This window comes from Brevibacterium sp. 2SA, from assembly GCF_005502845.1.
Classification (GTDB): domain Bacteria; phylum Actinomycetota; class Actinomycetes; order Actinomycetales; family Brevibacteriaceae; genus Brevibacterium.
Genome location: NZ_SCMW01000031.1, coordinates 13,506 through 26,375, shown reverse-complemented (window position 1 = coordinate 26,375; position 12,870 = coordinate 13,506). Strand labels below are relative to the sequence as shown.

Annotated in this window: 15 protein-coding genes; all 15 read right to left on the bottom strand. The window is 62.0% G+C overall.

Annotation, left to right across the window (positions count from 1 at the left end):
• Window positions 1-12: 12 nt before the first annotated feature.
• The 15 genes from FFS20_RS11590 to FFS20_RS11525 all read right to left on the bottom strand — a co-directional run bounded on the left by FFS20_RS11590 (window position 13) and on the right by FFS20_RS11525 (window position 12,732).
• On the bottom strand, window positions 13-252 hold the full coding sequence (locus FFS20_RS11590) for a hypothetical protein (protein WP_023164800.1): 240 nt from the start codon (window positions 250-252) through the stop codon (window positions 13-15).
• Between the two features lie 203 nt (window positions 253-455).
• Window positions 456-1,391: a hypothetical protein gene (locus tag FFS20_RS11585; protein WP_137826004.1), complete on the bottom strand. Its 936-nt coding sequence runs from the start codon at window positions 1,389-1,391 to the stop codon at window positions 456-458.
• Window positions 1,385-1,933: a hypothetical protein gene (locus FFS20_RS11580; protein ID WP_137826003.1), complete on the bottom strand. Its 549-nt coding sequence runs from the start codon at window positions 1,931-1,933 to the stop codon at window positions 1,385-1,387. The genes FFS20_RS11585 and FFS20_RS11580 overlap by 7 nt, the downstream gene beginning before the upstream one ends.
• Window positions 1,934-1,944: 11 nt before the next feature.
• The gene (locus FFS20_RS11575; protein ID WP_137826002.1) at window positions 1,945-4,764 is read right to left on the bottom strand and encodes a LysM peptidoglycan-binding domain-containing protein; all 2,820 of its coding nucleotides are present in this window, start codon (window positions 4,762-4,764) and stop codon (window positions 1,945-1,947) included.
• On the bottom strand, window positions 4,764-5,189 hold the full coding sequence (locus FFS20_RS11570) for a pilus assembly protein TadG-related protein (protein WP_137826001.1): 426 nt from the start codon (window positions 5,187-5,189) through the stop codon (window positions 4,764-4,766). Before FFS20_RS11570 ends, FFS20_RS11575 begins: the two co-directional genes overlap by 1 nt.
• Complete coding sequence (locus tag FFS20_RS11565; RefSeq protein ID WP_283202130.1) at window positions 5,186-5,617, bottom strand: TadE/TadG family type IV pilus assembly protein; 432 nt, start codon at window positions 5,615-5,617, stop codon at window positions 5,186-5,188. The genes FFS20_RS11570 and FFS20_RS11565 overlap by 4 nt, the downstream gene beginning before the upstream one ends.
• Window positions 5,614-6,006, bottom strand: a complete 393-nt coding sequence (locus FFS20_RS11560) for a TadE family protein (protein WP_171007067.1) — start codon at window positions 6,004-6,006, stop codon at window positions 5,614-5,616. Before FFS20_RS11560 ends, FFS20_RS11565 begins: the two co-directional genes overlap by 4 nt.
• A complete protein-coding gene (locus tag FFS20_RS11555) occupies window positions 6,003-6,263 on the bottom strand; it encodes a hypothetical protein (RefSeq protein ID WP_137825998.1) in 261 nt (86 codons plus the stop codon). The genes FFS20_RS11560 and FFS20_RS11555 overlap by 4 nt, the downstream gene beginning before the upstream one ends.
• 130 nt (window positions 6,264-6,393) lie before the next feature.
• Window positions 6,394-7,173: a type II secretion system F family protein gene (locus FFS20_RS11550; protein ID WP_171007066.1), complete on the bottom strand. Its 780-nt coding sequence runs from the start codon at window positions 7,171-7,173 to the stop codon at window positions 6,394-6,396.
• Between the two features lie 98 nt (window positions 7,174-7,271).
• Complete coding sequence (locus FFS20_RS11545; RefSeq protein WP_171007065.1) at window positions 7,272-8,111, bottom strand: type II secretion system F family protein; 840 nt, start codon at window positions 8,109-8,111, stop codon at window positions 7,272-7,274.
• Window positions 8,108-9,634, bottom strand: coding sequence for an ATPase, T2SS/T4P/T4SS family (locus tag FFS20_RS11540; protein WP_171007064.1), 1,527 nt, complete (start codon window positions 9,632-9,634; stop codon window positions 8,108-8,110). Before FFS20_RS11540 ends, FFS20_RS11545 begins: the two co-directional genes overlap by 4 nt.
• The gene (locus FFS20_RS17960) at window positions 9,631-10,392 is read right to left on the bottom strand and encodes a hypothetical protein (RefSeq protein WP_137210799.1); all 762 of its coding nucleotides are present in this window, start codon (window positions 10,390-10,392) and stop codon (window positions 9,631-9,633) included. Before FFS20_RS17960 ends, FFS20_RS11540 begins: the two co-directional genes overlap by 4 nt.
• Before the next feature lie 55 nt (window positions 10,393-10,447).
• Entirely contained in the window at window positions 10,448-11,137 is a 690-nt protein-coding gene (locus FFS20_RS11535; protein ID WP_137825994.1) for an SAF domain-containing protein, read from the bottom strand.
• 9 nt (window positions 11,138-11,146) lie between these two features.
• Window positions 11,147-11,836, bottom strand: a complete 690-nt coding sequence (locus FFS20_RS11530; protein WP_137825993.1) for a hypothetical protein — start codon at window positions 11,834-11,836, stop codon at window positions 11,147-11,149.
• Window positions 11,833-12,732, bottom strand: a complete 900-nt coding sequence (locus FFS20_RS11525; protein WP_137825992.1) for a ParA family protein — start codon at window positions 12,730-12,732, stop codon at window positions 11,833-11,835. The genes FFS20_RS11530 and FFS20_RS11525 overlap by 4 nt, the downstream gene beginning before the upstream one ends.
• Window positions 12,733-12,870: the final 138 nt, after the last annotated feature.

Sequence of the window (12,870 nt, the reverse complement as noted above, 5' to 3'; positions counted from 1 at the left end):
GCTGCTCCCTGGTCAGGAAGCGTGCTCGCCCTTGGCCAGAGCCTCGCGGGTGCGCTTGATCCTCACGGAGATCACGCCCTGCTTGGTGTCAAGAACGTCAGCGATCTCCGTCTGCAGATGCTCCTTCTCGTACTTGAGGATCTTCAGATCGTGCTGCCACTTGGCCTCCTTGATCTGGGCGTCGAGCTCCTCTATACGTGCCTTCGAAGACTTCAGGTCTTCCACCCAGTCTTCGGCGTCGACTGCGGTCATGCGGCCTCCTTCCTGACGAGCAAGTATATCGGCATATATATCTCATCGTAGCCCTTGCTGCACTGCGACGCACACGATTCAGGGACATACCATTTTCCTGCCATGAATGGCACAGGCGGTCAGGGTCCACTGGCCGCCTGTGCGTGGTAGGTCCCCGGCTCGAGAGTCGCTGCAGTCGCTGGGCCCGAGGAGGGGACTTACCATCAATTGACGACGACGGTCTGTGCCTCGGTCACGTGCATCGTCTCCGGATCCGAGGTCAGAGGCAGCGTGATCGTGCCTCGCATTCCCCCGCCTTCCCATTCGACCTTCCAGGTCGTTGTTGCGGTGACCTCGTACTTGCCCGACTTCATGTAGTTGTATCCGCAGCCGGACGGTGAGTCACCGGTCATGCCCTTCTTCCATGGGGTTCCCTTGCCGTTACAGCGCACTGCTTTCCCATCGCCCATGGACCACTTGTAGGACCCGACTTTGGCCTTCAGCCGTACGGTGATGCCCTGGTCGGAGGCGCTGGCCTCGGCGGGGCCTGTGGTGTTGTCGGCAGGGTTGGATGCCCAGAGCCAGATCGGCATTCCGACGATTCCCTGGTCCTCAGGGACGTCACTGGTCTTGGGGGCGATGCCAACGTCGATCGGGGAGAGCTTGAGCTTTGCCAGGGCCTCACGTGCGAGGTCTTCTGGGTTCACCGGAGGGTACGAGGAATTGATGACTTCGTCAGGATCCTCGTTGAACGTAGTGGTTCCTCCACCGGGCTTAGTGCAGCTGTACTCTTTCAATCCGTTGTTCTTCGCCTGCCACTTGGCCTTCTCTTCGGGGGTCATGTCATCCCAGTTATCGGGCTTGGCAATATCCCCGGTTTCCTTCACGTAGCACTGGCGCTTGTAGGACCAGCGGCCATCTCCGTTAGCGCAGGGAATGTCTTTGCCGTTGTAGACGCAGGTCGACGAGCTGGAGCCGCCGGCATTGCCGTCGTCGTCACCTCCTCCGCCGCCCCCGCCGTCACCATCGCCGACAGAGCAGTTTCCATAACCATCACATTTGCCGGGGTCGGCTGAAGCGGGAGTCGGGCCGTAGGCCACTCCAATGGTGAGGAGCAGGACGGTGAGAGCAAGGAGCGCCGTGAGTTTGCGTGTCAGCATGGCTCATCCCCTGCGCTGTCGTATTTGACGACCATCCACTTGTCCTTGACCTGGTCGAATTCGACGGTGTAAGTCTTGACCGCCTTCAGCGGGATCTGCGGCTTCAATTTCACCTCGGAGCCGTCAGAATTGTGCAGCTTCCTCTGAGTGGTGTCGACACAGACCTTGGCGTCGACGCTCTTCTCCGTCACGTCGACATCCGTGGCCTTGTAGTCGCTGAGAACCGTCTCCCCCGTCCCAAATTGGCCCTTCTCCTTGTACTGAGTGCCGAACTCCTTCTCAGCGTCAGCGACATCACCCTTGGCATAGTCATCGAGCGGGCCGAGATCCTTCCAGCCATCCTTCGCGACATCATCGAAGGACTTGTGCATGCCCTGGATCGCCTCAAAAGCCTCGTCCTGGGCCTCCTGGGCCGGATCGGCTGTCGGAGTAGGCGTAGAGGCTTCTGTCGGCTTCTCGGTGCTGTCTCCGCCGTTGCAGCCGGATAGGACGAGCGCGGCCGCGACGGTGATGCCTGCGAAAATTCGTGTAGGGGTGCGCATATTTCTCTCCTTCAGCCGGCTTTCCGGATCTGGTCGATGAGTTCCTCGGTCTCGTCGGTGAGGTCGACGTCGACGTCGGAGTCTTCGTTGGTCAATGACTTGATGATCTCAGCCACCTTTTCACGGTTGCCCGCTGCGTGTTCAATCAGCAAGGTGTCTCGCCACAAGAACTCGTGTTCAGGTCCGACCATGCGTGCGGTCGCGAGGGCAACACGAGCGGTGGCGTAGTCCTTGGTCCGCAGACATCTGGCAGCGATTTCATGGGCAACGTCGGTGAGGGTCTGGATGATCTCTTCGCGTAGAGGTTCCGCCCAGGCCCATGATGAGCCGAACTTCCGTGCAGGGGGTAGTCCACTGATGGGTGGTCCTTCGACGAGGCGCAGGGCCTGTGACAGGCGTGCTGTCGGTGTGTCTGCGATCGATTCTCCGATGAGGCCCTGGACGACCTGCCAGTCGGTCTGTACGTCCGGGTGGAGCCGGTACATATCGGTGGGGTTGTAGCGGGGGAAGTTCGGGGTTGCGTCGTCGGCCTCGGCGAGCCACTTCCGCAGTTTTGAGGATGGGTCGTTGAAGCGGGCGTATTTGCCGTCCTGGGGGTCGGCTTTCGGCCACAGGGCGGTGTGGATGTTCTCCCGTGACGCTCCTGGATGGGTGGCGAGGTAAGCGGCCATCGCGGTGCAGATGCCGATGCGCGAAGTGCCCGCGGAGACCGGCTCCGGGCCCTTTGCGCCGATGATGCGGACTTGGCCGAGAATCCTGACGACAGGCATTTTGGGATGGACCCGGATGATATCGGCTGCGAGGGAGTCTTCGGGCACCTCCTCGGTGATCTCCTCCGGTGGGGCCGGCATCTCCACAACGGTGATGTCCCCGCTATCTCCGGTGTCACTGGTAGCTGATATGGGCTGTGCAGTGGAGTCCGCTGGGGCGACTTCAGTAGGAGCTTCGGGAAAGGCGATGGGGGCGAAGATATCCGGGGTCACGGACATCGTTGTGGTCCAAGTCGGTCCGGGCTCTTCGGTGAAATCGTCGGCGGTGATGTAGAGGTCCCGGAGAGCGTCGTACTGGTCGGGGCTGATCCTCTGCGGATTGACGCTGATCCCGGCTGGGTCGAGGCTGGCGGTCTCTTCTGTGACAGTCAGAGTCCATCCCACGCCGAGAGGCGTTGTCGACGCGATCGCGAGTCCTGTCCGCGGCAGCTGGCCGACGAGGCCGGCAAGCTGCTCGGTCTGAGCTGACGATAGCTCGGCGGCGATGAAGACAATCTCTGGAGACCAGGTGTCGGGGGCCACTCCGCGAGTACGGGCATCGGCAACGTCGGTGGCCTCGTCCTCGGCCAGTGCAGCTTCGGCATCGGCTTTGCGGTTGGTGAGGATCTTGATGAGCTGGTCGACGTCGGAGAGGGTCCGGCACTTGTCGGGTCCGATGATCTGGGGGAGGTCGGCGTCCATGCCGACGAGGGTGATCTGGAGGTCATCAGCCCAGGGGCTAACCCCGAGCTCGAGGCACAGTGCCAGGAGCACGTTGGAAGCGTCCGGGCCGACGATGTTGAGAGCTCCGGTGGATTCGAGGTCGACGAGGACCTGGCCGCCTGCTTCGTCGATGCCGATGGTGGACATGGTTGGCCAGGGAGCAGGGATCTCGGCGTCCTCGGCGAGGGTCGGGGTGTCGTCGGTGGAGACCACCCACGCTGTGCCGTCCTCGGCGGTCTTGCGCATCGGTGAGGGGAAGTCCGCGGGATCGGTGAGGTAGAGCTCAACACCATCGGTGGACAGACGGCCAGCGAAGGGCGCCGGCATTGTCTTCCCTGCCGACCGGCAGTAGTCGGCCAGCCAGCGCAGGGTGGTGTCGATGTGGGCAATGGTGGCGGGATCTTCGACTTCCCGCAGTTCACGTTCCACGGTTGATGCTTCCAGCGCCGGCTGCGCGACGCGCGTGCCGGGAGTCCTCTTCGCCCGCTGTCTGCGGCGCTTGGCGGCGAGCACGCCGATGAGGCCCGCGGCGAGGAGAGTCCCCACACCGGCGGTGGTGACAAGCGACGGTGACAGTGGGGCATCATCGGCCGCGGTGGCCTCCTCGGCTTCTTCGGCCGCCGGAGCTTCCTCAGCGGCATCGTCGACCGTTGACGGATGCGGGATGGCATCTGCTCCTGGCTGCGCATCAGGGGTAGAGTCCGGTGCCGGTGCCTCGGTGACAGGTGCCTCGACTTCGACGTCGGGCACGGTGAGGATCTCCCCGGTGTGGATGATGTCCGGGTCGGCGAGATCGTTCGCCTCCGCAATCTCGGGGTACCGGTCAGGATCCCCATATTTGCTGTCGGCGATCTTCCACAAGGAATCACCGTGCTCGATCGTGTACTTCTGGTCCTTCATGACCTTCTCTGTCTGAGATCCGGTATCGGAGTCGGTATGAGCGGTTGCGGTCACTGAAACCGGTGCGACGTCGACCGGGGCCGGCTCGGCGGCCATGGCTGCTCCCCCACCGAAGAGCGCAGTGATGCCGATGGTGATGGCGCTGAGAAGAGACGCAGCAGCCTTTCGCTGCACCTGCAGACCCGGGATGGTGGGGATCTTGATCTTGGTGAATGCTGAGGGGATCTCGATGAGGATGGCCAGCGCGAAGGTTGCCCAGGCGATCCACCCGATGGCGGGCAGAATCGTATGGATGAGCAGCCCGCCGGTGTAGTCCGGATGGATGATCGCGGAAACAAGACCCCCGGCCGGAACGATGTTCGAGGAGAAGAAGGCCAGGAGGATCGGCGCTCCGATGAGGATGAGGAGCGTGGTGATCAGCGCGGCAAGGCCGCGGGCGATGAGTCCGAGGCGTTTCATCAGTCTTCTCCTGGTGCGACGAGGCGGGCAGTGGCGTGACCATCGACGGGTAGTGCTTTGATGCCGATGGCAGTGAGGAATACGGGTTTGTAGGTGCCGGTGGTGGTGACGGTGACCTCACGGCCGGTGACGGTGACTTCGCCTTGATAGCCGGCCACCGAGATGTATTTTTCGGCGGCGTTCTGGGCGCGGGCGAAACCGAGATGGATGTCTCCGATTTTGGATGGGGAGTAGTCGAGCGCATTCGCTCCGGCCCGGGCGGCTTCTCCCGCCACGGCCTCGGCACGGTTGGCGGCTTGGAGCTTCCCTCCCGTGTCGACGCTGACGCCGACGAAGAGGAACGCCGCCATGACGATCATGAGGAACCAGGGTGTTGCACTCCCCCGGTCCGTCTCCTGCTTCCGAAGTCGATGTGCTCCGCTCATCGTCGTTGCCTCCACGGATCAATCGGGCTCAGCCCTGTGCGGGTGAGGGTGTGTGATCCGGGCAGCGCCGGGATGCCTGTGAGATCGGCGAGCTTCACACTGCACGAGACTGTGGCTTCGACGGATCCTGTGGCGCCCAGGGTTGTGGTGAACCCTTCAACGTCGACGGATACTGACATGGACTCGCAGACCAAGGAGGTGTTGTTGAGGGCGATACGGGCTTCGTTCTCAGCGGCGATCTTCGCTTGTTGCGGGGTCCGTTCGAGGGAGGCGGTACGTGCGGCGGCATCGGCGATGTCCGTGACCGAATTCCCGGCTTGAGCGTTTCGTGCCGCGAAGAACAGGATCCCGATCACCGCGATGATCACAGGTGCGAGAATGACGAGCTCGAGGGATACCGAACCACGGTCAGCTGGCTGTCTTCTCACGGTGCCGTCGTCCTCTCCTTCGGGCCGCGGACTTCGCTGGTCACCGTCGACATCTTTCCTGGGACGAACGAGGTCGACCTGCCGGTGATGCGCACTGTCACAGTTTCACCGGTGACGTTGACGGAGACGTTTGAGTCTTTGAGCATCGTGGAGTTGTCCTGCAGGATCTTCTGGGCTGCCGCGGTGCCTGAAGCTTCGGACCCTTCAAGTCTGCGGGCATCGGTGAGTGCAGCCGATGATGCTGCGTGGGCGATGGATGATGCCTGGCTCCATACGGCGATGTGGAAGATGATGAGCAGGCACAGCATGATCAGAGGTGCAATGATCGCCATCTCCATGGTGATCGACCCCTTGTCTCTGGTCTGCCTGCTCGTCACGGTCTGAATCACTTCGGGATCTTGGCGACCCATCCGTCGATGATCGCTTTGACCAGAGCGATGACCGCGATTGCGATGACGGCGATACCGCCAATCCACATGATCGCTTCGAGAGTGGTGAACCCTCCCTGGGGAGCAGCCTTCATCCTCTGACGAGCGAGAGCTGTTCGCTTGACCACTCGGTCGAGTGCGTTTCGGACCATGCCGGTGGGGTCGGCGATGAGGGCCAGGAGGAAGGTGCCGAATGGGCTCCTGGTGTGCTTCTTCACGGGATTCTCCTTGTGTGTGGTGACAATCACGGCTGTCTTAGTGTCTCATCTAGTGGGCCTACAGGGCTGTCTATGTATATAAGCGAAGGGAGGGCGGGGGATCTGACATCGTTACCCAGATTCTTTCTGCTCAGGTGGTCAGGAGGTTCATGAGCGATGGTCCGACGAGGATGAGAACGAAGACGATTCCGAGGAGTGTCATGGGGATCGTCATTCGCTCGGTGGCTTCGTTCGCAGTGATCGATTCGCGGTTGAGGATCCCGAGGCGTTGTGTTCGCCCCTTGGCTCGAAGCGACTCGTAGACGACTGACCCTTGCTCGGCGCCGACTCGCATGATGTCGGCGAGCTCGGTCAGCTCGGGAACGTCAGAGTCCTTGGCGAGGCGGGTGAGCCCCACCCATGGCTGTTCCGATGCGAAGCGTGAGCGGAAGTTCGCGTTCTGAAGGCGCTCGAAGACCCAGGAGTTGCCGCTTTCGGCTGCAACTTCAAGGGCCTGTGAGGGGCTGAGCCCTGCCTTGGCTGCCATTCCGGTGAGCTCGATGTAGGTCGCGACGGTGAGGTGGAACTCTTCTCGAGCATTGGCCGCTTGCTTGGTGAGGTCGAAGTCGGGGAGAAACCATCCGAGGAGTGCCAGTGGCAGGGACAGCAAGGTGATCTGAGGAATGGGTACCCCGATGACCCAGAGTGCCGCACTGACGAAGACTGGGGCGATCAGAAGGGCACCGGCAACGGTGACCTTCTTGGTCAGGTGAGCAGCGTAGCTGGTGCCGACGATGTCGAGATTGCGGGTGGGCATGTGGGCCAGCAGAAACGATGGAACGTGAGTGTAGAGCCACGACTCGATCTGGGCCTGCTGGCCGGTGGCCTTGGTGTCGGAGTGACGGCGGTCGGTGCCGCTGAAGTTCTTCATTGCTGCGCCGAGATCGGGAGTCGTCGGCAGCAGTCGCCAGAGGAGGACTACGACCCCCAGAGCAATGCAGGCGCCTGAGGCGAGGATGAGTGGTGTGCTCATGATGCTGGTCCTTCCAAAATTCTGGGGGCCGGCTTGTCCTTGGCGATGTTCTTCATCCAGAGGAGCAGGAGGATGAAGCAGCCGATGAGGACAGCGAGGATGGCCTGTCCGGAGGCTGTTTCGGCGTAGGGGGCGAGGTATCCGGTGAGAGTGAAGCCGGCGAGCCCGGTTGCAACGATGATGGTGACCCAGCGAGCAGTGGACCGTGGTTTGGCCCTGTCGGCTTCGATCGTGCGGCGTGCCTGCGCCTCTTGCGCGACAATGCTGGCAAGGTCCTCAAGAGCGTCTGCCAGGCCGGGGCCGCGCATCGTAGTCGACATAGTCAGTACAGCCACGATGAAGTCGGCGGTGGGGTCGTCGAGTTCTTCCGCGAAGGCGGTCAGTGCCTGTGGAGTCGACCATCCCGCATCCATTCGTTGAATGAGGTGTTGCAGCTCGCTCTTGATCTCGTTCGGCGCGGTGGAATAGCTGGCGGATAGTGCTTGCTCGATGGTCGCACCAGTGATGGTCAGGCCGGTGAGGGTGCGGGTCCAGGCCTCGAGGGCTTCCAAGCGCTGGATCCGGTACTTTCCATTTCCCCCACCGAGGAGATAGGGCACGCCCACAAAGGCCAGTGGAGTGATGATGACAGCGAGGACGAGGCCGGTGATCATGGCGATGATAATCCCGATGATGAGCCCAGCCCCGATCAGGACCAGCGTCTTCTTGCGCGCACCCGGAAGCGTGGATCGGACTGTCTTCTTCCGGAGTGGGGAGACTCGGGTCGAGAGGACTGCCAGCAAGATTCCCGTGAGAATTGCCGCAGTGGACAGGGAGGCGATGAGGGCTGTCATCATGCGCTCCTGGTGAAGAAGTTCTCGGGTAGGCCAGCCCAGCCCAACTCCTGCTTGACGGAGTCTGAGGGTGGGTGTGTGAGCTCTGCCGTGTAGGTGCGGCCGATGGTTTCGAAGATCGGATTGATCGTGGCACGGACCGGATCCGCGGAGGTCGGTACGACTTCGACGATGTCGGACAGCCACCTGTGGAGGACGTTCTTGTCGTCGATGACTTTGCGGACGTAGACGATGAAGTCGATGTGTGCTGCGATCTCGGAGTGCACCCATTCAGGGTTCACGTTGCCGGATTTGAGGGCCAGCCCTGCCATACGAGAGATGGCATCCCCGGCGCTGCGAGAGTGGATAGTGGACAGGGAGCCGGCGCCGGCCTGCATGACCTGGAACATGGCGTTAATCTCGCTTCCCAGGACTTCACCGACGATGACGCGCTGCGCACCAAGACGCATGGAGTCTTCGACGAGATCGTCGGCAACGATCTCACCGGTACGTCGGCCTGTGACGTCGACCAGACCCGCTCCAGGTTGGGCTTCGAGGCTCGTGGCGATCTGGTGGTGTCCGGTGAGGTCGAGGTGCAACTCCCTCTCCCCCTCGATGGTGACGAGGGGCTCGGCAGGGTCGAGGGCGTTGGCCAGCGCGCGCAGGAGCGTGGTTTTGCCGACGCCTCGGTCGCCGGCGACAACGATGTTCTTGTGAGCTCGAATGGCTGCACGGAGGAAGTCAGCGGCGCTGTGGGTGAGCATCCCCGTGCTGGCGAGAGACTCGAGGGTGGCGCCGACCGTGCGGTGCATTCTCAGTTTGACGCTGACTCTGCGTGCAATGGGTGGGTGTTCAGCGGTGAGGCGAACATGGGTACCCAGAGCCAGGCGGAGCCGGGGGTTGGCGCGGTCAAAAGCTCGCCCCTCTTTCGTGGCGAAGTATTGGACGAGGGCGATGAGGTCGGTGTCGGATTCGGCCAGGGGCTCGAGCCACCGTTCGGGAGTGCCGTCCCCGCGGATGATCCACACGTTGTCGATCCCGTCGATATGGACATCGGTGATCGTCTCGTCATCGACGAACCGCTGGAACTGGGCGAGGCCGAAGATCGCATCGAACACGGCCTGGTGCAATCTGAAGGTGAATCCGTCTGACCAGTTCTCGCCGCGGCTGATGGTGTCTCGGCGGCGGCTTTGGACGGCGTCCTTGATGATGTCTTTTGCCGCGTGCTCGAGCTCGGCCCGGTTGGTCTCTGCGAAGACTTCCCCGAGGCTGGCATTGGTATGTCCGAAGCGGGCGGCGAGGGTTTCAGAAGCGCTGATGCGCAGCTCGGTGACGAGTTTCCAGTCGATGGGTGTGGAGTCGGTGTAAGCCGATTCCGATTCGCGAGTAGCGACGACCGGGACTGCACGGGCCGGCGCTGCGGGCGGGCGTGCGGCTGCAGCAAAGTGAGGGTTCGGTACAGTCGCCGACGCAGGCGCCCGGCGGGTGGTGAAATCGGGGATGCTGTCGAGAGTCGGTGCAGCGGGATCTTCGTTGCGGGGAGTCACAGGGCATCGGCTCCTTCCGGTGTGACGATCTGGGCATCGCGTTCGTCGCGGGCCTTGATCGATGCGTGCAGGGACTGAGCCGACCGCAGGAGCGGTGATTTGCGGATGGCCTTGCGCCGGTCTGCTCGGCTCTCGGCGAGGTCGCGGGTGTGATGGGAGAACGCCATCGCTGTCTTCAGATCGTGCTTGACCCTCCCCCACACGGGCACCCCGATGCGGTGAGCAATCTCCCGGTCGGAGTAGTTCACGATTCCCGGTTGCTCTACGAGGATCAATCCCAGCCGGCTGTCGATCATGTCGGGGGGAAGGAGTTCGTCTAGGAAGGCGAGGGCTCCTTGGAGCGCGAGAACGTTGGGTAAGGTCGCCTGGCAGACGATCGCGAGATGAGAGACAGAGGTCAGGAGCCCCTGCCTGCGGTCCTGAGGGGAGAGTCGACCGAAGTCAATGATCGGAGTGACTCCCCCAGACATGGACCGTGTCCAATCACCGAGAGTGGACCACACGGTGTGGTCGATTCCTTTCGCCGCGGTGGGGTCGTAGAGGCCGGGCATCAGGTACTGGCGACCATCGGAATCGATCTGCAGGACCTCTTCCCACAGGTCCTTGGGTTCGAGGCGATGAGTGCTTGATTTCATTGCGAGCTCGAGGATCCCGCGGTCGGGGGCGACTGTGCCTTGGAAGTAGCCCGAGAGGATCGCTGAGGACCGCGACGTGTCTGCTTCGACGATCAGAGTGCTGGTCGTTGCGGTGTATGACATCGCGAGTGCGAGTGTGGTGACACCGGGGGCGCCTGCGATGCTGCTGAGTCCGATACTAGGCATCGTCAGAGCCTCCGCTCTCTTCACCGGGCGCATCGAGGATCAGCGCAATCGTTTCGGTTGACGCTCGGGCCGCCAGTTGGGGTGCGTCATCTGTGGAGACGAGCACGTCGACAAGCACCTTGCCGGACTGGTCGATGGTGCCGGTGGAGAGCACCTGCGCTGTCGTGGCCAGGGGCTTTCCTTCTGGCAGATCTCCTTGGGCGCCCGGGGTATCGACGATGCGAACAGCGTCACCGGCTGTGAGATCAGTGCTGGGGAGCTGTCCAGGTGCCAAGGACAAACCGACGACGGTATATCCCTTGGGAGGCGTGACGTTCGCACCGATTGACTCTGGGGTGATCAGTGAGCCCTTGGGTATGTCGACGACTGCCTTCTGGCCGACGAGGTCCTGGATGGATTCAGCGGAGACGAATCCTCCGGCTTGGTCTTCGGGGATGTCGAATGCTGTGACGTCTCCGCCTTCGATGGTGTCTCCACGCTTGAGGGTGTCGGTGACTGCGACGACCTGCGTGGCGTTCGTGAATTGATTGGTCACGAAGTACACGCCGAGAGCACCGAGGATGATGAGCACCACGGCGCCGGCGACGTAGGTGAGATTCACTCTCTTCTTCGCCTTCCGAGCTGGGACCTCGGGGTTGGGGTTGGGTGCCTCGGTAGGACGGGGAGGCGCTTCGGTGGTCATGCAGGGTCCTTACTCTTCATCGGTGATTGGGTAGTTGAGGTAGTGGCGTATTGCGGTGGTGATGAGCACGTTGCGTGATGGTGCGTTGAACTCTTCGACCAGACCGTCGAGGATGGCTGCGTTCGTCTTGGTGATTCGGAACTGGAGGTCGCCGTAGTCCTTCTTGTGGGTGGTGCGGGCGCGAGCCTGCGTCCCTGCGCGTTGGAACAGTGAAACCGTGGGGGTTTCCACGGGACGGGAGACGATCTGCCCCAGGATTTCGTCGAGGACGGGGTAGGCGACTTCGACCGCGGTGAAGGCCAGGCCCGGGTGGGTGGCACCTTCGGCCTTGGCGCGGCGTTTGAACTCGGCACGCAGATCGAGCGGCATGTAGAGAGTCACCAGCTCGGTGACGCGCTCTTTGCTATCCGACTGCGGCACCTCGGTCTCGTCATGAGTGGGCGTGGGCTCAGGCGGCTCCACTCCCCCGGTGTTTTCGGCCTTGCGAGGTCGGCTTTCTGTTGCTCTCTTCGTTTTCGCCTTCGTCGGTGTCTTCGGTTTGTTCTTGGGCGTGGTTTCCTCACCTGCAGATTCGGGTTTCGGCGCAGGAGTGGCTGCCGGGGCGGGCTGTTCGTCTTGTGCCGTTTTCTTCAGCATGGCGAAGGCGTTGGTCTGGTGTGTAGCTGGTGACCGATCTCGGCCGAGTCCCTCGGTGCTCATGCCTGGACTCCTTCAGCTCGAGCAGCTTCTTCTTCTGCGTTGGCCAGGGCCCGCACGATCTCCTCGGCGAGCCGCTTGTAGTCGTCTGCGAGCCCGATGACGCTCTTGGTGAGGTCAGAGGCGTCATGCTTTTCGATCAGAGCTTGTGCGAGTTCGGCAACGAGCTGTCCGCGTTCGCGGCTGGCTCGGGCTGGCGACTCTGCGTATCGAATGAAGGTGTCGAAGACCGGGGCGACGTCGCCGAGGACTCCTTCGAGGTCCTTCCTCGCGTTGCCGACAATGCCGGATGCTGTCGATCGTCCGGAAGTGCCGAAGATGAGTGCTCCGAGCACGGTGAGGTTGGGGTTGTGCTCAGCGATCCGACCGATTCGTTGTGCGAGTCGCGTGAGACCGTCGATGGATTCGGAATCTGTGCGGGTTGGAATGAGGAGCCAGCGGGCGGCGAGAAGAGCCTGGTCCATGAGGACTGGTGAGTTCGGTGGCGTGTCGATGAGGACCACATCGTACCGAGGGGCCAGGGGGGCGAGAGTCTCGGCGAGCTGAGTGCCTACAGAATTACGATTCCGGGACTGGAAGAAGTCCGCAAGGTCTCCAGTGTGGTCTCCGGCGGGGATGACATCCAGGTTCGGTCGAACGTTCTTCAATGGCTGCAGTTCTTCACCGAACGAAACTGCCTTGTAGAGGGTTGCGCCGTTATCGCCGAGTCCGGCTGATTTGAAGCCAAGGTCAGCTCCGACGCTGCCCTGGGAGTCGAGATCGATGAGGCAGACCTTGAAGCCGTTCGAGGCAAGAGCGCCGGCGGTATTCGTCGATGTGGAGGTCTTACCCACTCCCCCCTTCTGATTCATGATCGTGACGACGCGCCTGAGTGCGTTGGTCTGTGCCGCGGTGAGCATTGGTGTCCTCCCAGGATCTAAGGCTGTTTTGCGGTGATGTGGGTGTATATCACCACATATATTAATACATGTTGGTGATGATTGAAAGCATCACCAGAAACATGGCGTGTAAGCCAAACCAAGGGCTATGCATGCAGA

Coding starts and splice junctions, on each gene's coding strand:
- FFS20_RS17960 (WP_137210799.1), bottom strand. CDS start 10,392: ATGTCATACACCGCAACGACCAGCACTCTGATCGTCGAAGCAGACACG.
- FFS20_RS11575 (WP_137826002.1), bottom strand. CDS start 4,764: ATGAAACGCCTCGGACTCATCGCCCGCGGCCTTGCCGCGCTGATCACC.
- FFS20_RS11570 (WP_137826001.1), bottom strand. CDS start 5,189: ATGAGCGGAGCACATCGACTTCGGAAGCAGGAGACGGACCGGGGGAGT.
- FFS20_RS11590 (WP_023164800.1), bottom strand. CDS start 252: ATGACCGCAGTCGACGCCGAAGACTGGGTGGAAGACCTGAAGTCTTCG.
- FFS20_RS11530 (WP_137825993.1), bottom strand. CDS start 11,836: ATGAGCACCGAGGGACTCGGCCGAGATCGGTCACCAGCTACACACCAG.
- FFS20_RS11580 (WP_137826003.1), bottom strand. CDS start 1,933: ATGCGCACCCCTACACGAATTTTCGCAGGCATCACCGTCGCGGCCGCG.
- FFS20_RS11550 (WP_171007066.1), bottom strand. CDS start 7,173: ATGAAGAACTTCAGCGGCACCGACCGCCGTCACTCCGACACCAAGGCC.
- FFS20_RS11545 (WP_171007065.1), bottom strand. CDS start 8,111: ATGATGACAGCCCTCATCGCCTCCCTGTCCACTGCGGCAATTCTCACG.
- FFS20_RS11585 (WP_137826004.1), bottom strand. CDS start 1,391: ATGCTGACACGCAAACTCACGGCGCTCCTTGCTCTCACCGTCCTGCTC.
- FFS20_RS11525 (WP_137825992.1), bottom strand. CDS start 12,732: ATGCTCACCGCGGCACAGACCAACGCACTCAGGCGCGTCGTCACGATC.
- FFS20_RS11535 (WP_137825994.1), bottom strand. CDS start 11,137: ATGACCACCGAAGCGCCTCCCCGTCCTACCGAGGCACCCAACCCCAAC.